This is a genomic window from Pseudomonas wadenswilerensis, from assembly GCF_900497695.1.
Classification (GTDB): Bacteria; Pseudomonadota; Gammaproteobacteria; order Pseudomonadales; family Pseudomonadaceae; genus Aquipseudomonas; species Aquipseudomonas wadenswilerensis.
On record NZ_UIDD01000003.1, the window covers coordinates 156,711 to 175,256 of the forward strand.

17 protein-coding genes are annotated in these 18,546 nt (G+C 64.2%); 7 read left to right on the forward strand and 10 right to left on the reverse strand.

Translation table 11 applies throughout. The features are described 5' to 3' along the window. Positions 1 to 26: 26 nt before the first annotated feature. On the reverse strand, positions 27 to 1,355 hold the full coding sequence (miaB, locus tag CCOS864_RS04115) for a tRNA (N6-isopentenyl adenosine(37)-C2)-methylthiotransferase MiaB (RefSeq protein WP_115085172.1): 1,329 nt from the start codon (positions 1,353 to 1,355) through the stop codon (positions 27 to 29). A gap of 130 nt (positions 1,356 to 1,485) precedes the next feature. On the opposite strand from miaB, the gene CCOS864_RS04120 reads away from it, so the two are divergent. Then, entirely contained in the window at positions 1,486 to 1,812 is a 327-nt protein-coding gene (locus CCOS864_RS04120) for a DUF1820 family protein (RefSeq protein ID WP_010222917.1), read from the forward strand. A 9-nt stretch (positions 1,813 to 1,821) separates the two neighbouring features. On the opposite strand, the gene CCOS864_RS04125 is transcribed toward CCOS864_RS04120, so the two are convergent. The 4 genes from CCOS864_RS04125 to CCOS864_RS04140 form a co-directional block, all read right to left on the reverse strand. Then, positions 1,822 to 2,370, reverse strand: a complete 549-nt coding sequence (locus tag CCOS864_RS04125; RefSeq protein WP_115085173.1) for a tetratricopeptide repeat protein — start codon at positions 2,368 to 2,370, stop codon at positions 1,822 to 1,824. A 182-nt stretch (positions 2,371 to 2,552) separates the two neighbouring features. Further along, positions 2,553 to 3,833 carry a glutamate-1-semialdehyde 2,1-aminomutase gene (gene hemL / locus CCOS864_RS04130; protein WP_115085174.1) on the reverse strand — a complete coding sequence of 427 codons (1,281 nt, stop codon included), beginning with the start codon at positions 3,831 to 3,833 and terminating at the stop codon, positions 2,553 to 2,555. 15 nt (positions 3,834 to 3,848) lie between these two features. Further along, the gene (gene thiE, locus CCOS864_RS04135) at positions 3,849 to 4,475 is read right to left on the reverse strand and encodes a thiamine phosphate synthase (protein WP_115085175.1); all 627 of its coding nucleotides are present in this window, start codon (positions 4,473 to 4,475) and stop codon (positions 3,849 to 3,851) included. A 21-nt stretch (positions 4,476 to 4,496) separates the two neighbouring features. After that, complete coding sequence (locus tag CCOS864_RS04140) at positions 4,497 to 5,294, reverse strand: hydroxymethylpyrimidine/phosphomethylpyrimidine kinase (RefSeq protein WP_115085176.1); 798 nt, start codon at positions 5,292 to 5,294, stop codon at positions 4,497 to 4,499. A gap of 264 nt (positions 5,295 to 5,558) precedes the next feature. Between CCOS864_RS04140 and CCOS864_RS04145 the strand changes: the two genes are divergently transcribed. The 4 genes from CCOS864_RS04145 (at position 5,559) to CCOS864_RS04160 (ending at position 11,460) form a co-directional block, all read left to right on the forward strand. Then, positions 5,559 to 7,550 (forward strand): sensor histidine kinase, encoded by a 1,992-nt coding sequence (locus CCOS864_RS04145; protein ID WP_115085177.1) that lies wholly within the window; start codon positions 5,559 to 5,561, stop codon positions 7,548 to 7,550. A gap of 83 nt (positions 7,551 to 7,633) precedes the next feature. Beyond that, positions 7,634 to 9,286: an acyl-CoA dehydrogenase family protein gene (locus CCOS864_RS04150; protein WP_115085178.1), complete on the forward strand. Its 1,653-nt coding sequence runs from the start codon at positions 7,634 to 7,636 to the stop codon at positions 9,284 to 9,286. Positions 9,287 to 9,318: 32 nt separating this feature from the next. Next, positions 9,319 to 10,824, forward strand: a complete 1,506-nt coding sequence (amn, locus tag CCOS864_RS04155; protein ID WP_115085179.1) for an AMP nucleosidase — start codon at positions 9,319 to 9,321, stop codon at positions 10,822 to 10,824. Positions 10,825 to 10,893: 69 nt separating this feature from the next. Further along, positions 10,894 to 11,460 carry a pseudouridine synthase gene (locus CCOS864_RS04160; RefSeq protein WP_167458859.1) on the forward strand — a complete coding sequence of 189 codons (567 nt, stop codon included), beginning with the start codon at positions 10,894 to 10,896 and terminating at the stop codon, positions 11,458 to 11,460. On the opposite strand, the gene CCOS864_RS04165 is transcribed toward CCOS864_RS04160, so the two are convergent. Both CCOS864_RS04165 and CCOS864_RS04170 read right to left on the reverse strand, forming a co-directional pair. Further along, positions 11,457 to 11,660, reverse strand: a complete 204-nt coding sequence (locus CCOS864_RS04165; RefSeq protein ID WP_010222926.1) for a DUF2788 domain-containing protein — start codon at positions 11,658 to 11,660, stop codon at positions 11,457 to 11,459. The two genes, CCOS864_RS04160 and CCOS864_RS04165, sit on opposite strands and share 4 nt — an antisense overlap. Positions 11,661 to 11,715: 55 nt before the next feature. Further along, a complete protein-coding gene (locus tag CCOS864_RS04170; protein WP_115085181.1) occupies positions 11,716 to 12,192 on the reverse strand; it encodes an Lrp/AsnC family transcriptional regulator in 477 nt (158 codons plus the stop codon). A gap of 410 nt (positions 12,193 to 12,602) precedes the next feature. Here CCOS864_RS04170 and CCOS864_RS04175 point away from each other — a divergent pair, with 410 nt between their 5' ends. After that, complete coding sequence (locus CCOS864_RS04175; protein ID WP_115085182.1) at positions 12,603 to 13,352, forward strand: DUF6515 family protein; 750 nt, start codon at positions 12,603 to 12,605, stop codon at positions 13,350 to 13,352. Between the two features lie 97 nt (positions 13,353 to 13,449). On the opposite strand, the gene CCOS864_RS04180 is transcribed toward CCOS864_RS04175, so the two are convergent. Together CCOS864_RS04180 and CCOS864_RS04185 are read right to left on the reverse strand one after the other, a co-directional pair. Continuing rightward, positions 13,450 to 14,322 carry a cation diffusion facilitator family transporter gene (locus tag CCOS864_RS04180; protein WP_115085183.1) on the reverse strand — a complete coding sequence of 291 codons (873 nt, stop codon included), beginning with the start codon at positions 14,320 to 14,322 and terminating at the stop codon, positions 13,450 to 13,452. A gap of 25 nt (positions 14,323 to 14,347) precedes the next feature. Further along, complete coding sequence (locus CCOS864_RS04185; protein WP_115085184.1) at positions 14,348 to 14,767, reverse strand: polyribonucleotide nucleotidyltransferase; 420 nt, start codon at positions 14,765 to 14,767, stop codon at positions 14,348 to 14,350. A gap of 118 nt (positions 14,768 to 14,885) precedes the next feature. Between CCOS864_RS04185 and hrpB the strand changes: the two genes are divergently transcribed. Further along, a complete protein-coding gene (gene hrpB / locus CCOS864_RS04190) occupies positions 14,886 to 17,411 on the forward strand; it encodes an ATP-dependent helicase HrpB (RefSeq protein ID WP_115085185.1) in 2,526 nt (841 codons plus the stop codon). Here hrpB and CCOS864_RS04195 read toward each other — a convergent pair whose 3' ends face one another. Further along, positions 17,412 to 18,491 carry an endonuclease/exonuclease/phosphatase family protein gene (locus CCOS864_RS04195; protein WP_115085270.1) on the reverse strand — a complete coding sequence of 360 codons (1,080 nt, stop codon included), beginning with the start codon at positions 18,489 to 18,491 and terminating at the stop codon, positions 17,412 to 17,414. Between the last annotated feature and the right edge of the window lie 55 nt (positions 18,492 to 18,546).

An 18,546-nucleotide genomic window follows, 5' to 3' on the forward strand; every position in this document is an offset into this window, starting at 1 on the left:
CCTGTAACAAGGCCCGGCAGGACAGGTCAATGGGCCAGCGAGCCGAACAGCGAGTGCGGACGCGCGTCGTCGATATGGATGTCGACGAACTGGCCGATCAGCTTGGGATTGTCGCAGCGGAAGTTGACGATACGGTTATTCTCGGTGCGTCCCTGCAACTGGCCGGGGTCACGGCGCGAGTAGTCGGTGACCAGGATGCGCTGGACGGTACCGACCATTTGTCGGCTGATCTCGAAGCCTTGGGTATCGAGGCGATGCTGCAAGGCCTTGAGGCGCTCTTTTTTCACTTCTTCCGGGGTTTCATCCGGCAGGTCCGAAGCCGGGGTGCCCGGACGCTGGCTGTAGACGAACGAGTAGGAGAAGTCGAAACCGACGTCGGCCACCAGCTTCATGGTCTGCTCGAAGTCTTTCTCGGTTTCGCCGGGGAAGCCGACGATGAAGTCCGAGCTGATGCAGATGCCTGGCACCGCGGCCTTGAGTTTGCGCAGCTTGGACTTGTATTCGAGGGTGGTGTGGTTGCGCTTCATCGCCGCCAGTACCCGGTCGGAGCCCGATTGGACCGGCAGGTGCAGGTGCTTGACCAGCTCCGGCACCTCGGCGTGGGCCTGGATCAGGCTGTCGGAAAATTCCAGCGGGTGCGAGGTGGTGTAGCGGATGCGCTCGATACCGTCGACGGCGGCGACCACGCGGATCAACTCGGCAAGGTCCGCCAGGCGCCCGTCGTGGGTCTGGCCACGGTAGCCGTTGACGTTCTGCCCCAGCAGAGTGATTTCACGCACGCCGTTCTCGGCCAGGTGAATGACCTCGGCCAGTACATCATCGAACGGCCGGCTGACTTCCTCGCCACGGGTATAGGGCACCACGCAGAAGGTGCAGTACTTGCTGCAGCCTTCCATCACCGAGACATAGGCGGTGGGGCCATCGATGCGCGGTTCGGGCAGGTGGTCGAACTTCTCGATTTCCGGGAACGACACATCGACCTGCGGCAGGCGCGTGGTGCGCGCGGCGTCGATCATTTCCGGCAGGCGGTGCAGGGTCTGCGGGCCGAAGACCACGTCGACATAGGGCGCGCGCTTGCGGATCGACTCGCCTTCCTGGCTGGCCACGCAGCCGCCGACGGCGATGACCATGTCCGGCTTCAGGTCTTTGAGTTCACGCCAGCGGCCCAGCTGGGAGTACACCCGGTCCTGGGCGCGCTCGCGGATCGAGCAGGTGTTGAGCAGGATGACGTCGGCGTCTTCGGCGCGGGCCGTGACTTCAAGGGCTTGATGTTCACCCAGCAGATCGACCATGCGCGAGCTGTCGTACTCGTTCATCTGGCAACCGTGGGTTTCGATGTAAAGCTTCTTGGCCATGGGAGATCATCTGGTGATTCGAAGAACCGCACATTATAAGGGCCTGGGGCTTTGGATCCTAGCGTTGTCGGCCCGGTGCCTATGTTATAGTTTGCGCCTTCTTTACCACCCGTGATTGTCCCCGCCAAAAATGACCAAACGCGAAGCTCCGATCTACAAAGTGATCTTTCTCAACCAGGGCCAGGTGTACGAGATGTACGCCAAACAGATCTATCAAAGCGATCTGTGGGGCTTCCTTGAAGTCGAGGAATTTGTCTTTGGCGAGCGCACCCAGGTGGTGGTCGACCCGAGCGAAGAAAAGCTCAAGGCCCAGTTCGAAGGCGTGGTGCGCAGCTTTGTGCCAATGCATTCGATCGTGCGCATCGACGAGGTCGAGCGTCTGGGCACGCCCAAGATCAGCGAGGCGCGCGGTACTGGCAATGTAATGCCGTTCCCGATGCCAATGCCGGAGAAGTAGGCGAGCGTTTCAGGGCAGCGGTGAGAAGGGCGTGCGACCTTCGGCGGTCTGCAGCTCCAACAGGTATTTGCGGAAAATCTGCCCGAGCACCTGGGTAGCGACTTCCAGCTCATCGCGGGGCATCTTGGCAGACACCTCGTCGGCCATGTCCAGCGCGTCTTCTGCGCCGTTGACCGCGGCCATCTTCAGTACGATGTAGGCCTGCACATTGTTGGCTGCCACACCTTCACCCTTGTAGAACATGGTGCCCAGGCGGTATTGAGCCTCGGCGTGGCCTTGCAGCGAGGCTTGCTCGAAGTAGCTCAGGGCCTGGTTGAGGTCACGTGGGGTATGGGTGCCTTCGTAGTAGAACTCACCCAGCTCGTACTGGGCCTGGGCATCCCCGGACTTGGCCGCGTCCTGGCAGGCGGCGAGGGCTTGCGGCAGGTCTTCGGGCTGGGAATCGAGGGTGCAGCGGCCCGTTGCTGGAATCAGCAACGAGTTACCGCCTGCCGTGGCCAGCAGGGGCTGAAGAAGCAACAGGCAGCCCAGGGCAAGGGCGCGGCCGGTGCGGTTCATGGGGATCGACATACCTCTGCAAAGCTGCGGCCAAAGTGTCTGGTGGCACATTATGGGATAAGCAGCGCCTACCTTACAAAGTCTTTACTCGATTTTCTGCTTTGCAAGGCCCCATTGCGGGGCAAGCCCGCTCCCACAATGATCACTGTGGGGGCGGGCTTGCCCCGCGAGGGCTGCAAAAATCAGAGCTTGGCGAACGCTCGCTCAGCCGCATCCAGGGTGATCTGCAGCTCGGTTTCACCGTGGGCAATCGAGGTAAAACCTGCCTCGAAGGCGCTTGGCGCCAGGTACACGCCACCTTCGAGCATGAGGTGGAAGAAGCGCTTGAAGCGTTCGGCATCGCTGGCCATGACGTCATCGAAGGTGACGATATCGTCGGCGCCACTGAAGTACAGGCCGAACATGCCGCCAGCCTGGGTGGTGACGAACGGGATGCCAGCGGCATCGGCGCGCTGTTGCAGGCCATCGAGCAGGCGGCTGGTGAAGGCGCTCAGCTCGTCATGGAAGCCCGGGCGGCTGATCAGCTTGAGGGTGGTCAGGCCGGCGGCCATGGCCAGCGGGTTGCCCGACAGGGTACCGGCCTGGTAGACCGGGCCCAGCGGCGCGATCTGTTCCATGATCGTGCGCTTGCCGCCGAAGCAGCCCACCGGCATGCCGCCGCCGACGATCTTGCCGAAGGTCGACAGGTCGGGGGTGACCCCGTAGTGCGCCTGGGCGCCACCCAGGGCGACGCGAAAACCGGTCATCACTTCGTCGAAGATCAGCACCACGCCGTGCTGGTCGCACAGTGTGCGCAGGCCCTCGAGGAAACCAGGCGCCGGCGGCACGCAGTTCATGTTGCCGGCGACCGGCTCGACGATGATGCAGGCGACTTCCTGGCCGACGTCAGCGAGCATCTTCTCGACCGCGTCGATGTCGTTGAACGGCAGGGTCAGGGTGTGTTTGGCAAAGGCTGCCGGAACGCCAGCGGAGCTTGGCACGCCCTGGGTCAGCAGGCCGGAACCGGCTTTTACCAGCAGGCTGTCGGAGTGGCCGTGGTAGCAGCCCTCGAACTTGATGATGCTGTCGCGGCCGGTGTAGCCACGGGCCAGGCGGATGGCGCTCATGGTCGCTTCGGTGCCGGAGCTGACCATGCGCACCATTTCCATCGATGGCACGATCGAGCAGACCAGGTCGGCCATTTCGGTTTCCATGGCGGTGGGGGCGCCGTAGGACAGGCCGTGCTCCAGTTGCTTGCGTACCGACTCGAGCACGTCCGGGTGGCTATGGCCGAGAATCATCGGGCCCCAGGAGCCGACGTAGTCCACGTAGCGCTTGTCGTCTTCGTCAGTGACATAGGCACCGGCGGCGTGCTTGAAGAACAGCGGCGTGCCGCCAACGCTTTTGAACGCCCGCACCGGCGAGTTGACGCCACCGGGGATGTGTTTCTGGGCGTTGGCAAACAGGGTTTCGGAACGAGACATGATGGGCTCTCTCAATCAGGCAGATGCGAACAGGGCGTTGAAGGCGCGGGCACGACGGGTGACTTCCTGCGTGCTGTCGGCGCCGAACAGGCCATGAATCACCGCAAGCAGGCTGGCGCCGTGGGCGACCAGCGGGGCGGCGTTGTCGAGGGTGATGCCGCCGATCACGCAGATCGGCAGATGGATGCGGTCGTGCGCTTGCTCCAGCAGGGCGATGTCGGCGGCGGGTGCGCCCGGCTTGGTCACCGAGTTGAAGAAGCGGCCGAAGGCGACGTAGCTGGCGCCTTCACGGGCGGCCTGCTCGGCCAGGTCAATTTGCGCGTGGCAGGTGGAACCGATGATGGCGTTGCGCCCGAGCAAGGCTCGCGCCGGGGTCAACGGCCCGTCGGTCTGACCCAGGTGGACGCCGACGCCCAGGCGCGCGGCCAGCTCGGCGTCATCGTTGATGATCAACTGAGTGTTGTAGCGTGCACACAGCTCGGCCAGGGCCTCCGCTTCGCGCAGCCGGCGGGACTCGTCCTGGCTCTTGTCACGGTACTGCAGCAAGGTCACGCCGCCTTCGAGGGCCGCTTCGACATAGGGCAGAAACTTGCCGGCCAGCAACTGGCTGTCAGTGATGGCATACAGGCCGCGTAACTTCATGGTGTAGACCTCAAGCGAAGATCAGGAACAGAAATCCAGGGGCAGGCGGCGCGGCACGAACTGGCCTTTGCCCAGTTGCTCGGCGTCGCGCAGGGTTCGCCAGGTGTAGTCCAGGGCTGTGCGCACGGCGCTCTGCAGTTGTTCGCCAAGGGCCAGGCGGCCGGCCAGGGTGCTGGCCAGGGTGCAGCCGGAGCCGTGGTAGCTGCCGGGCAGGCGCTGGCAGGTCCAGGTGTGACGCTGGCCGTCGCGGCTGTACAGGCGGTTATGGATTTCGTGTTCGTCGCCGTGACCGCCGGTGATCAGCAGGTGTCTGACAAACGGCAGGAGCTTTTCTGCGCATTCATCGGCACTGCCTTCGGGCAGTTCGGCCAGGATGCGCGCTTCGGGAAGGTTAGGGGTGGCGATGGTTGCCAAGGGCAGCAGGCGCTCGCGCATGGCGTAGCCGACTTCATCCTTGCCCAGGCGGCCACCGCCGCCAGCGCGCAGGACCGGGTCGCAGACCAGCGGCAGATGCGGATGAGCACTGAGCAGTTCGACCACGGTATCGACCATTTCGGTAGAGCCGAGCATGCCCAGCTTGACCGCCGCTACCGTCGAATCGGCGAGCACGGCATTGGCCTGGGCCAGTACCCACTCGCGGTCGAGGACGCGGAAGTCGCTGACATTGACAGTATCCTGGACGGTCAGGGCGGTCACGGCCGGAGCGGCATGACAGCCTTGCGCAATCAGGGCTTCGATATCTGCCTGCAAGCCGGCGCCGCCACTGGGGTCGTGGCCGGAGAGACAGAGGACAACGGGGCGGGAGCTGTAGGTATTCATGGTGCGCGAGCTTATCACCAAACGCTTTTGCTGGGTCCGCCCCGGCGCCGCGGATTTTTCAACGGGCGTTTGAACTGCAGTTTAAAAAAACGCTGAAAGTGCCGTTCTAGAGCCTTCGTCGCAAAGTTTTCAGTGGCGTCTGGCAGGCTCGGAAAGCTATGCTAGAGTGCTCGAATAAACCGATAACGGTTACTGCCGGATTGCGTCGCCTCAAACGGACAGGAGGCTACGCGACGCGACCGGGACAGACCATGCTGGGGCTGTATGCGCTATTTGCTGATTGTTGTGCTGGGCTGGTTGCCGTTACTGGCCACGGCGGTCGATTTCGACGACTCCACCCGCAGCTTGCCGCTGGGGCAGATGATGCAGGTGTTCGAAGACCGCGATGGCAATGCCAGCATTGCGCAGGTCAGTGCGCCGTCGTTCAGCGAGCATTTTCGCCCGCACCGGGCCGAGGTCCTCAATGCCGGCTATTCCACCTCGGTGTTCTGGCTGAAAATCCAGTTGCGCTACACCGCCTTGCCGTCGGCCGCGCCACGCACCTGGTTGCTGGAGCTGGCCTATCCACCCCTCGATCACCTTGAGCTCTACCTGCCGGACGCCAGCGGCACCTTCCGCCTGGCCCAGCGCACCGGCGACGCCCTGCCTTACGCCAGTCGGCAAATCAAGCAGAACAACTACCTTTTCGAACTGCCCTTTACTCCCGGCCAGACCACCACCGCCTACCTGCGCCTGCACAGCCAGGGTTCGGTGCAGGCGCCGCTGACCCTGTGGTCGGCCCAGGCCTACCTGGAAGCACAGCCGACCCGCCTGTATGTGCTGGGCCTGATCTATGGCGTGTTGCTGGGGATGCTGGTGTACAACCTGTTCATCTACCTCAGCGTGCGCGACACCAGTTACCTGTATTACATCCTCTATATCGCTTCGTTCGGCCTTTACCAGGTCTCGGTCAACGGCGCCGGGGTGGCCTATTTCTGGCCGGACAGCCCCTGGTGGGCGAACGCCGCCACGCCAATGTTCATCGGTGCGTCCGGCCTGTTCGGTTGCCAGTTTGCCCGCAGTTTCCTGCAGCTGCGCAATCACAGCCGTGCCTTCGATGGGGTGCTCAAGGCATTGATGGGCGGTGGTGCGCTGGTCATGTTGCTGTCGCTGACCAGCAGCTACGGCGTCGCCCTGCGTCTGGCCACGGCGTTGGCGCTGCTGTTTACCGTATGCATCTTCGCTGCCGGGATTTATGCCTGGCACCGTGGTTTGCGCGTGGCTCGCTACTTCATCATCGCCTGGTCGGCGTTCTTGCTCGGCGGCCTGGTCAACACCCTGATGGTACTGGGCTATTTGCCCAACGTATTCCTGACCATGTATGCCAGCCAGATCGGTTCGGCGCTGGAGGTCGGCCTGCTGTCGCTGGCCCTGGCCGACCGCATAAACAGTATGCGTGAAGAGCAGGCCCAGACCCTGCGCGAAACCGGCCGGACCCTTGAGCAGCTCAACGTCCAGCTGGCCAACAGCAACCGCCTCAAGGACCAGTTCCTGGCCACCGTCACCCATGAACTGCGCACGCCGATGAACGGTGTGATCGGTTCGCTGGAGCTGATGCAGACCATGCCGCTGGACGGCGAGCTGGCCCAGTATCAGCACACCGCTACTTCGGCGGCCCAGGACATGATGGGCATGGTCGATGACATTCTCATCCTCACCGAGCTGCAGGCCGGCCGCCTGAGCGCCCAGAACGCCCCGTTCAGCCTGCGTTCGCTGCTGCAGGAGGTGCGTGCCGAATACGCTGCTCCCGCCATGGCCAAGGGCTTGTACCTGAGCCTGGATACCCCGGCGGAGCTGCCGGATGTGCTGATCGGCGATCGGCACAAGCTGGCCATGTGTCTGGGTTACCTGATGGATAACGGCATCAAGTTCACTCATCAGGGCGGAGTCATGTTGCAGGTACGCGGTGATCGCCTGGGGCCGGACCAACTGGGCTTGAGCATCAGCGTCAGCGACAGTGGCATCGGTTTCGACTGCCTGGATGAAGCCACGCTGTACCAGCGCTTCTTCCAGGTCGATGGTTCGATGACCCGTGAATACGGCGGCCTGGGCATTGGCCTGGCGATTTGTCGGCAGTTGGCCGAGCTGATCGGCGCGCGCCTGCAGCACGAATCCAACCCGGGGCTGGGCAGTCGCTTCGAGCTGAGCCTGCGCGCGCCCTTGAGCCCGCCCCAGGCGCAGCTGGGCATGGTCAGGCCAGGGCTAAATCACGGCTAGTTAGGCGTTTTTGTCACTTTGACAGGGGGGCAGGGCGTGATTCACTGAAATTTCAGTCACGCCAGGATCCAGGAGGCCCCTCGATGAACCTGCACCAGTACGCTGAAACCCATGAGGTCACCAACCAGCCGCCATCCCTGGACGGCGCCAACCTGTACCGCATCGACCTGCCGTTGCAGGAGTGGTCGCGGCGCTACGGGGCGGGTTGGGCGCAGGAGCGCATCGATGCGTACGGTGCTCTGGCTGGCGGGCCGCTGATGGCCGCGGGCTTTCTGGCCAACCAGAACAAGCCGCAATTCAGCAGTCATGATCGTTATGGCCATCGCATCGACCTGGTGGAGTTTCATCCGGCCTATCACGAGCTGATGCGCACGGCCATCGAGCATGGCCTGCCGTCCTTGCCCTGGACCGACCCGCGGGAGGGCGCCCATGTCGCCCGCGCATCGATGACCTACCTGCACAGCCAGGCCGAAGCCGGCAGTGGCTGCCCGCTGACCATGACCTTTGCCGCGGTGCCGGCGCTCAAGCTGCAGCCGGAACTGGCCGAGTACTGGCTGCCGAAAGTGCTGGCCACTGAATACGACCCGCGCAACGTTGGCGATCGCCACAAGGTCGGCGTGACTCTGGGCATGGCCATGACCGAGAAGCAGGGCGGCACCGATGTACGCGCCAACACAACCCGTGCTTACCCGGTCGGTGCGCCCGGCCCGGGCCAGGCTTATGAGCTGGTCGGGCATAAATGGTTCTGTTCGGCACCGATGTGCGACGCCTTCCTGACCCTGGCCCAGACCGACAAGGGCCTGAGCTGCTTCCTGCTGCCGCGCCACCGCCCGGATGACAGTCGCAACCAGTTCTATATCCAGCGCCTGAAGAACAAGCTCGGCAACTGCTCCAACGCGTCCAGCGAAGTCGAGTTCCGCGGCGCCCTGGCCTGGATGATCGGCGAGGAAGGCCGGGGGGTGCCGACCATCATCGAAATGGTCGCCATGACCCGCTTCGATTGCATGGTTGGCTCCAGCGCCCTGATGCGCCAGGCCCTGACCCAGGCCGCCCACCACTGCGCTCATCGCCAGGTCGGCGGACGCCTGTTGGCCGAGCAGCCATTGATGCAGAACGTGCTGGCCGACCTGGCCCTGGAAAGCGAGGCGGCGCTGGCCTTGAGCCTGCGCATGGGGCGGGCCCTCGACCAGCCGGATGATCCGCATCAGGCGCGTTTTGCCCGGCTGATCACCGCCGTGGGCAAGTACTGGATCTGCAAACGGGCGCCAGCGATGATCAACGAAGCGGCCGAGTGCATGGGCGGCGCCGGTTATGTCGAAGACAGCATCCTGCCGAGGCTGTACCGCGAAGCACCGGTCAACTCGACTTGGGAAGGCTCGGGCAACGTCCAGTGCCTGGATGTGCTGCGCGCACTGTCCAAGGAGCCGGGCGTTCTCGACACGCTGTTCGCCGAGCTGGGTGATGGTCACGGCGATCCACGCTTGGCCGCGCATATTGGCAACCTCAAGGCGGCCTTTGCCGACACCGCCGACATCCAGTACCGCGCCCGCCAGCTCAGCGAAGACATCGCCGTCGGCCTGCAGGCCAAGCTGCTGCTCGAAGCCGGTAACACGGCGGTCAGCGATGCCTTTATCGCCAGCCGCCTGAGTGGCAACGGCCGGGTATACGGCGTGCTGCCCCGTGGCGTCGACGTCGCGGCGCTGGTGCAGCGCTCGACCCCGAACTGGCCGCTCTAACGTGCGTGCCTTTGCCGCCGGATATAGGCAAGATGGGCGCATGCATGTCAGACAGGAAGTACATTGTGAGCCGTACTGATGAAGCCTTCGTTGTCGTAGAAACCGCCGAGCAGGCCGTCGATCGCCTCGCGGCCCTGCACGAACAAGCCACCGCGGCCCTGAGCCAGGCGCTCAAGCGCTACCTCAAGGACCGCACCGAGCCGGATGCCGAGGAGCGGGCGCTGTTCCGCTACCCCGAACTGCGTCTGACCTACCAGTACCATGGTGAAGTTCCGGCGATCACCCGCGCCTACGCCAAGGTCCAGCTGCCTGGCACCTACAGCGTGACCGTGACCCAGCCGGCGGCGTTCCGTGGCTACCTCCTCGAGCAGCTCAAGCCACTGATGCGCGACTTCACCGTCACGGTCGAAGTGGGCGTCAGCCAGCAGAACATTCCTTACCCCTATGTGGTCGAGCAGGGCGACGAGCTGGCCGGCACCGGCATCACTGCCGCCGCGCTGGCGCGGGTGTTCCCCAGTACCGATCTTTCCGCCGCCACCGACGGCATCGCCGACGGCCTGTATGACTGGGCCAACGTCGATCCGCTGCCGCTGGCGCTGTTCGACGCCGCGCGGGTGGATTTCTCCCTGCGCCGCCTGGTGCATTACACCGGTAGCGACTGGCGACAAGTGCAGCCGTGGATCCTGCTGACCAACTACCACCGCTATGTCGACCAGTTCATCAGCCACGGCCTTGAGCGCCTGCGTGATGACCCGCGTTTTGTGCGCATGGTCCTGCCCGGCAATGTGATCATCGAAAAGGCCATGGACAACGGCGAAGCCCAGGCCCTGGTCGCCGGGGTGGTCTGGCACCGCTACCAGATGCCCGCCTATCACCTGATCGCTGCCGATGGCGACGGCATTACCCTGGTCAATATCGGTGTCGGCCCGTCCAACGCCAAGAACATCACCGACCACCTGGCGGTGCTGCGTCCGCACTGCTGGCTGATGATCGGCCACTGCGGTGGCCTGCGCCAATCGCAGACCATCGGCGACTATGTGCTGGCCCACGCTTATATGCGCCGCGACGGGATTCTCGACCGGGTGGTGCCGCCGAACATTCCGATTCCGGCCCTGGCCGAGGTGCAACTGGCGTTGCAGGAAGCGGCGGCGCAGGTCACGGGCGAGCGCGGCGACGAACTGAAAAAGCGCCTGCGCACCGGTACCGTGCTGACCTACGACGACCGCAATTGGGAACTGCGCTGGGCGCAGGAACGGCCGCTGATCAACCTGTCGCGGGCAGTGGCGGTGGACATGGAAAGCGGCACCATCGCCGCCCAGGGCTATCGCCTGCGGGTCCCGTACGGCACCTTGCTGTGCGTCTCCGACAAGCCGCTGCACAGCGAGATCAAATTGCCGGGGGCGGCCAATGCTTTCTACAACCGGGCAGTCAGCCAGCACCTGAAGATCGGCATCGCCGCCCTCGACCTGCTGCGTACCGAGCTCAACTCGCTGCACTCGCGTAAACTGCGCAGTTTTGACGAGCCGCCGTTCCGCTGAGGCCCCATGCCGTTACCCCCACGCACCAAGCCGCGGCGTCCCGCGGCCAAACCCGCCGGCCCGCGTCGCCTGCCCAAGGCGCCGCCGGCCGAGCCGCGGTTGATCCTGTTCAACAAACCCTTTGACGTGCTGACCCAGTTCAGCGACGGCGAAGGGCGCGCGACCCTCAAGGACTTCATCGCCATCCCCGGCATTTACCCGGCCGGGCGCCTGGACCGTGACAGTGAAGGCTTGCTGCTGCTGACCAACGACGGCCAGTTGCAGGCACGCATTGCCGACCCCAGGCACAAGCTGGCGAAAACCTATTGGGTACAAGTGGAGGGTGAGCCGAGCGAGGAGCAGTTGCAGCGCTTGCGCGATGGCGTCGAACTCAACGACGGCCCGACCTTGCCGGCCCAGGCCCGTCAGCTCGACGAGCCAGACCTTTGGCCACGCAACCCGCCGGTACGCTTTCGCAAGAGCGTGCCGACCCGTTGGCTGGAGCTGGTGATCAAGGAAGGGCGCAACCGTCAGGTGCGGCGCATGACCGCTGCCGTCGGCCTGCCGACCCTGCGCCTGGTGCGCGTGCGGATCGGCGACTGGAGCCTGGATGGCCTCGATCAGGGCCAGTGGCGGGAAGTGCCGGCCAGGCTTTAAACGCCTTCGATAAAGCCGATCACCACGCTTTTGATGATGAAGGCGAGGATGCCCAGGCCCAGCACGAAAAACAGGATGAAGGTGCCGAACTTGCCGGCCTTGGATTTTTTCGCCAGGTCCCAGACGATAAAGCCCATGAAACCAATCAGGATGGTGACCAGGATGGTCATCATCCACTCTTCGAACAACGCAGGATCCATCGATTTTCTCCGGCAGGTTGAGGCGCGCGATTATACGCCCCCCTTGCCAGCCTGACTAACGCAGGTGCGTGAGCGGCATTTCGGTGCTGGCCAGTACCTGGTTGAGAACGAAACTGGAACGCACGCTGGTAACGCCTTCAATGCGGGTCAGGTGGCCCAGCAGCAACTGCTGGTAATGGTCCATGTCGGGCACCACGACTTTCAACTGGTAGTCGGCATCCATCCCGGTAACCAGGCTGCATTCGAGCACTTGCGGCAGGCTGCGGATCGCCGACTCGAAGGTCTCGAAGCGCTCGGGGGTGTGGCGGTCCATGCCGATCAATACGTAGGCAGTCAGGCTCAGGCCGAGCTTCTTGCGGTCGAGCAGGGCGACCTGACGGGCAATGTAACCGTCGTCTTCCAGTTGCTTGACCCGGCGCGAGCAAGGCGAGGGTGAAAGACCGATGCGTTCGGCCAGTTCCTGGTTGGAGATACGCGCATCGCGCTGCAATTCAGCAAGAATGCTCAGGTCATAGCGGTCAAGCTTGCTCATGGGGTTGGCCTTTTCTGTTTCGATTGCGTTGAATTATCAATCTGTAGGCAAAAATTGCGCAAGTGATATTTAATTGAGCAATCTTCGCAATCCTCTGCCGCTGCCTTCGCCGTATTCTTATCACCAGAATCACTGCCCGGACATCAGTCCAGTGCGGCGGGCCGAATCAGGCCAGCTGCGGCCAGCAACCCCACCAGGTTGTGCTCGGCCCCCGGGCTACACACTGTCCACAAGACGGCGTGAGGTGAGCCGGTGTCACAAGCGCCGAGCACGGACAAAATTCTCAAAGGGAGACCCCAGGGTCTCCCTTTTTTATTGCCTGGCAAATTTCATCTGGCGGCCGATACCCCGTTGCAGACGGCCTGATAAAGTAATCCCAGGCCCCTTGTTACCGGTCCGAGAGGAAAAGCATGAAGTCGCGCGTCTGGCGTATGGCAGGTGTTGGTTTGCTGTGCATGAGTGTCAATCTGCCGCTACTGGCCGAAGGGCAGGGAGCTTCACCTTTGCAGTCGCGGCCCGATGAAGTGCGTCAGACTCAGGAGCCGCGTACCGGTTACTACCAGGACATTCCGCGGCGTAACGACAATCGCTACTACCAGGCCGGTGGCGCCGGGCGTCCGGATGGCCACGGCAATGGCTGGGGGCCCGGCCCGCAGTATCGGCCGGGGCACACAATCGACCGCTTCCCCGATCGCTACTGGAAAGTGCCCTATCGCGGGGATGACTACTTCTATTCCGGCGGCTACTGGTATCGCCCGCAAGGCCCGCGCTATGTGGTGGTGACGCCGCCCTATGGTGCACGGGTCAACTACCTGCCCGACTATGCCCGGCAAGTATGGAGTGGCGGCGCGCTGTTGTTCCTCGCGGCGGGTACTTACTACCAGTACCTCGAGGACAGCCGCGAGTACGTGGTGGTCAATCCACCGACGGCCAGTGCGCCGGTACAGAGTAGCCCCGGTTATGACGTGATCGCCTATCCGGCCCAGGGCCAGAGCCCTCAGCAGCTTGATCGTGATCGTTACGAATGCCATCGCTGGGCGGTGCAGCAGACCGGGTTTGACCCGGCGGCGGCCAGCTATGCGCCAGCGGCGCAAGTGGCCGATGACTATCGGCGGGCGCAGGGTGCTTGTTTGAGCGGGCGGGGGTATAGCGTCAACTGAACCGGGGGCTGCTGCGCAGCCCATCGCTGGCAAGGCCAGTTCCCACAGTTTAACGGTGTATGCAGTTCCATTGTGGGAGCCGGCCTTGCCAATGGCCTCACATCACCGGATCCGCATGCACCAGCACTTCAGCCTTCGGATACTTGCTGTTGATCGCCGCCGCAGCCTGGTCACACAAGGCATGGGCCTGGGTCAGCGGCAAGTCCCCGGGCAGTTCCAGGTGCAACTGCACAAACCAGTGACTGCCCGACACACGCGTGCGCAAGTCATGGGCGCCGCGTACCCCCGGCACACTGCAGGCCAGCGCCAGCATTTGCTCGCTGATGTCGCTGGGCAGCTCTTGATCCATCAGGATCGAGCTGCTCTCCCGGGCAATCTGCAAGGCACTCCAGAAGATGTACAGGGCGATGCCCAGACCGAAAATCGCATCGAGCTGCGGCCAGCCGAAGCGCGCCAGCACCAGCGCCACCAGGATGCTGCCGTTGAGCAGCAGGTCGGAGCGGTAATGCAGAGAGTCGGCGCGCACCGCGGTCGAGCCGGTGATGCGGATCACCTTGCCCTGGAGCATCAACAAGGCAACGGTCAGCACCAGCGATAACAGCATCACCGCGATACCGATGCCGGTATCACCCAAAGGTTGCGGGTTCTGCAGCCGTTCCACCGCCTGTACACCGATCAGCACCGCACTGACCGCAATGAACAGCGCCTGGGCCTTGCCGGCCATGGCTTCGGCCTTGCCGTGGCCGTAGCGGTGGTCGTCATCGGCCGGGCGCAGGGCGTAGTGCACGGCCAGCAGATTGAGAAAGGAGGCCACGCCATCCAGCGCCGAATCGGTCAGCCCGGCCAGCAGGCTGACCGAACCGCTGAGCCACCAGGCCACCGCCTTGGTCAGGATCAGGATACTGGCCACCGCCAGCGAGGCGCGGGTGGCCAGGCGCAGCAGGCGTTGGTGTTCAGCCGAGGGAGTCATGCCGAAGGTGGCTTCCTGTCAAAGATCAAGCAGCGGGCTTGAGGCCGTACATGGCCAGTTGCTCGACACTGCCCTTGTGCTGGATCAGGCGTGGGTCGTTGAGCGGCAGGCGCTGGCCCAGTTCGCTCTCGAGAATAGCCTGCAGCTTGCTGTTGTCGACCTTGCCGTCGGCGCTGATGGCTTCATTGAGCTTCTCGGGCGCGACCTGGGCAGTGGTGCCGCCTGGCAGGTAGATAGCGCCGGTGGCGAAGTCGATACCGAAGGCGATCAAGCCCGGGATCACGTAGAAAAGGATGCCGATTGCGTCGAGGGCGGCGACCACCGGGTCGATCTTGCCCTCGATCTGGCCGCGTCGGTCGGGGAAGAACAGGGTGCCGCAGGCGGTCAGTTGGGTCAGCAGGGTGGCGATCACGACGCCGCCAATGACACGGGAGGGAATACGCATGGAAATCTCCGGAATGAAGGCGACAACGATACAGGCAAAGAGCCGGTATCTACAGCTAAGACCATGATAAGGCAGGCTCGGTTCGCCGTTATACTCGGCGGATTGTTTGAGGGCCACCATGAAATCATTACCGATCGATGCCGTACTGCCAGCCTTGCGCGCAGCCTTGAGCCTGCGCCACGAAGCGGTGCTCGAAGCGCCCCCCGGCGCCGGCAAGACCACCCGTGTGCCGCTGGCGCTGCTTGATGAGCCGTGGCTGGCCGGGCAGCGCATCCTCATGCTCGAACCGCGGCGCCTGGCGGCACGGGCGGCAGCCGAGCGGCTGGCCAGCGAGTTGGGCGAGCAGGTCGGGCAAACGGTCGGTTATCGCATTCGGCTGGACAGCAAGGTCGGCCCGAACACGCGGATCGAGGTGGTTACCGAAGGGATTCTCACCCGTCGTTTGCAAGCCGACCCGGCCCTGGACGGTGTGGGCTTGCTGATCTTCGACGAATTCCACGAACGCAGCCTCGATGCCGACCTGGCCCTGGCCTTGAGCCTCAATGGTCGCGAGTTGTTGCGTGACGAGCCGCCGCTGAAGATCCTGCTGATGTCGGCGACCCTTGAGGGCGAGCGTCTGTCGAGCTTGCTCGACGATGCCCCGGTGGTCAGCAGCGAAGGGCGCATGTACCCGGTCGATGTGCGGTGGGGCCGGCCGTTCCAGCCGGGCGAGTTCATCGAGCCGCGGGTGGTCGATGCGGTGCTGCAGGCCATCGCTGACGAGTCGGGCAGTGTCCTGGTGTTCCTGCCGGGTCAGGCGGAAATTCGCCGGGTGCATCAATCCTTGCAGGAGGCCCTCGGTGATCGCCGCGATGTCCTGCTATGCCCATTGCATGGCGAGCTCGACCTCAATGCCCAACGCGCCGCCATCGACACGCCCGCTGCCGGCCTGCGCAAGGTGGTGCTGGCGACCAACATCGCCGAGACCAGCCTGACCATCGACGGCGTGCGCGTGGTGGTCGACGCCGGCCTGGCGCGGGTACCGCGTTTCGACCCGGGTAGTGGCATGACCCGCCTGGACACCCAGCGCATCTCTCGCGCCAGCGCCACCCAGCGCGCCGGCCGTGCCGGACGCCTTGAGCCCGGCGTGTGCTATCGCTTGTGGTCCGAAGCCCAGCATGAGCAACTGGCGGCGTACGGCGCGGCCGAAATCCTCCAGGCCGATCTGGCCGGGCTGGCCCTGCAGCTATCGCGCTGGGGCGTCACCCCCGAACAATTGCGCTGGCTCGACCAGCCGCCTGCTGCCGCGTACGGCCAGGCGCTGGACCTGTTGCGGCGTCTGGGCGCGTTCAAGGCCGACAGTCAGGACAGCCTCAGCGCCCACGGCCAGGCCATGGCCGAATTGCCGGCGCATCCGCGCATCGCCCACTTGCTGCTGCGCGGCCAGGACCTGGGGCTGGCCGACATGGCTTGCGACGTCGCCGCATTGCTCGGTGAACGCGACATTCTGCGCGGCGGCGGTGCTGACCTGCACAGTCGCCTGGCCTTGCTCAGCGGCGAAACCCGCGCAGCCAAAGGCGGGCAGGGCGGCGTGCAGCGCGCCCGGCAACTGGCTCGCCAGTACCGTGGTTATCTGCGTGGCAAAGCCACTTCAGCTGTTGCCGACCCTGACCATTCCCGCTGGCTGGGCGCCTTGCTGGCGCTGGCCTATCCGGACCGGGTCGGCCAACAGCGGCGTGCCGGCGGTGCGGAATATCGGCTGGCTAACGGCCGTGCCGCGCTGTTCGGCGAAGCCGATGCCTTGATGAAACATTCGTGGCTGGTGATTGCCGACCTGGGCAGCCGCCAGGGCCAGCGCGAGGAGCGCATTTATCTCGCCGCCGACTTCGACCCGGCACTGTTCGACGGGGTGCTGGCCGAACAGGTGCGCAGCCTCGATATCCTCGACTGGGACGAACGCGAAAACGTTTTGCGTGCCGAGCGTCAGCGCAAGGTCGGCGAGCTGGTGCTCAGCCGAGAGCCACTGACCGGCCTGGACGAAGACGCCCGCGCAAAGGCCCTGCTGGAACTGGTGCGGCGCAAGGGCCTGGAGCTGCTGTCGTGGACCCCCGAGCTGCGCCAGTGGCAGGCGCGTGTGGCACTGTTGCGCCAGCTCGACCTGGCAACCCTGGGTGAAAGTGAATGGCCGGACCTGAGCGACGCCGCCCTGTTGGCAAGCCTTTCGCACTGGCTGCAACCCTACCTGGGCAAGGTCACCCGTCTGAGCCATTTCGCCCAGCTCGACCTCTCGTCGATCCTGCGCAATCTGTTGCCCTGGCCATTGCCTCAGCGCCTGGATGAACAGGCGCCGGTCCACCTGAGCGTGCCTTCAGGCTCGAACATCCGCCTGGACTACAGCGAAACCCCGCCAATCCTCGCCGTGCGCCTGCAGGAGCTGTTCGGCCTGGCCGAAACCCCACGTATTGCCCAGGGCCGACAGCAAGTCCTGTTGCACCTGCTGTCGCCCGCGCGGCGGCCGGTGCAGGTGACCCAGGATCTGGCCAACTTCTGGCGCAGTACCTATGCCGAGGTGAAGAAGGATCTGAAGGGGCGCTATCCCAAGCACTATTGGCCGGATGACCCGTTGGTAGCCGAGGCCACCGCGCGGGCCAAGCCACGCAAATAGTCAGGGCATCGCAGGCAGTACAAGGCGCGCCGTTACCGGCAGGTGATCGGAAATTTCCAGGGTGTCCTGCTGAATCACCCGTGCCCCCAGACGCTGCAGTTTGGGGCTGTGGAACAGGTAGTCGAGGGTGCGGTCCGGCCCTTGCACATTGCGGTCGTTGGGGTAATGGGTCAGCCAGGCCGCGCGGTCGGCGCCGCTGGCTTCGGCGTTGCTGGGGATCATCGGGTACTTGTCCCAGAGCAGGTGCAAGTCGCTGTCGGCGCTGTACTGACCGCGCAGTTCGGCCGGCAGGCGCCGGTACTGGCCGAGCGGCAGCAGGTTGAAGTCGCCGCCGATCAACCAGGGGGTGCCCTGGCTTTCGAGCTTGTCGAGCAGCCGCGTTAGCTGTTGCACCTGCTGGCGCTGGATATCGCTGCCCGCCTCGAAGGGGGCGAGGCGGGTGTTGAGTACCGCTAGCTGGCCGCCGTCGCGCAGTGGCAGGTAGCTGGCAAGGATGGCTTGCTGAGGTTGCAGCAAGCGCTGCAGGGTGTTGCTCGCGGTCACCGGCAATTGCACGCGTTCGGCCTGTTTGATCGGGTAGCGGCTCAGGGTCGCCAGGCTGCGGCCGACGCTGCCGAAAATATGCCAGTCGGGGACGAAATCGGCTTTCCAGTCGTAGGCCTGCACCGCGCAGGGGTAGATATCGACCAGGCGCTCACGCAGCAGTGCCAGCTGGTCCTGGTAGTCGCTGGCCTTGGCGTTGTTGTCCAGTTCCTGGAGCAGGACGATGTCCGGCTGCTCGGCGCGGATAACCCGCGCCACTTCATCGAGGTTGAAGGCGAGGTCTTCAGGGGTAGGGCGGGTGTCGTCGCCACGGCCCTGGTCGTACCAGAACACGTAGCGTTTGCCGGCCAGGTACTGCACGTTCCAGGTCATCACCTTGAGCACCTGGCCCGGCACCAGCGTTGCGTTGCCGGCGCGACAACTGACCGGCAGGGTTTCGCGTGGCTCGGGTTGCCAGCTCAGCTGCGTGGCCAGCAGCCACAGCAGGGCGAACAGAACAAGCAGGGTCAGCAGTGCGTTGCGCAGTAGTCGGGTCATCGGCTCGGCTTGGCTTGGCAGGTCACCGCCAAGCATACCCGAGCCGTTCGTCCGC

Coding starts and splice junctions, on each gene's coding strand:
- CCOS864_RS04125 (WP_115085173.1), bottom strand. CDS start 2,370: ATGAACCGCACCGGCCGCGCCCTTGCCCTGGGCTGCCTGTTGCTTCTT.
- CCOS864_RS04140 (WP_115085176.1), bottom strand. CDS start 5,294: ATGAATACCTACAGCTCCCGCCCCGTTGTCCTCTGTCTCTCCGGCCAC.
- hemL (WP_115085174.1), bottom strand. CDS start 3,833: ATGTCTCGTTCCGAAACCCTGTTTGCCAACGCCCAGAAACACATCCCC.
- thiE (WP_115085175.1), bottom strand. CDS start 4,475: ATGAAGTTACGCGGCCTGTATGCCATCACTGACAGCCAGTTGCTGGCC.
- CCOS864_RS04180 (WP_115085183.1), bottom strand. CDS start 14,322: ATGACTCCCTCGGCTGAACACCAACGCCTGCTGCGCCTGGCCACCCGC.
- CCOS864_RS04185 (WP_115085184.1), bottom strand. CDS start 14,767: ATGCGTATTCCCTCCCGTGTCATTGGCGGCGTCGTGATCGCCACCCTG.
- CCOS864_RS04165 (WP_010222926.1), bottom strand. CDS start 11,660: ATGGATCCTGCGTTGTTCGAAGAGTGGATGATGACCATCCTGGTCACC.
- hrpB (WP_115085185.1), top strand. CDS start 14,886: ATGAAATCATTACCGATCGATGCCGTACTGCCAGCCTTGCGCGCAGCC.
- CCOS864_RS04175 (WP_115085182.1), top strand. CDS start 12,603: ATGAAGTCGCGCGTCTGGCGTATGGCAGGTGTTGGTTTGCTGTGCATG.
- CCOS864_RS04120 (WP_010222917.1), top strand. CDS start 1,486: ATGACCAAACGCGAAGCTCCGATCTACAAAGTGATCTTTCTCAACCAG.
- CCOS864_RS04145 (WP_115085177.1), top strand. CDS start 5,559: ATGCGCTATTTGCTGATTGTTGTGCTGGGCTGGTTGCCGTTACTGGCC.
- CCOS864_RS04195 (WP_115085270.1), bottom strand. CDS start 18,491: ATGACCCGACTACTGCGCAACGCACTGCTGACCCTGCTTGTTCTGTTC.
- CCOS864_RS04150 (WP_115085178.1), top strand. CDS start 7,634: ATGAACCTGCACCAGTACGCTGAAACCCATGAGGTCACCAACCAGCCG.
- miaB (WP_115085172.1), bottom strand. CDS start 1,355: ATGGCCAAGAAGCTTTACATCGAAACCCACGGTTGCCAGATGAACGAG.
- amn (WP_115085179.1), top strand. CDS start 9,319: ATGGGCGCATGCATGTCAGACAGGAAGTACATTGTGAGCCGTACTGAT.
- CCOS864_RS04170 (WP_115085181.1), bottom strand. CDS start 12,192: ATGAGCAAGCTTGACCGCTATGACCTGAGCATTCTTGCTGAATTGCAG.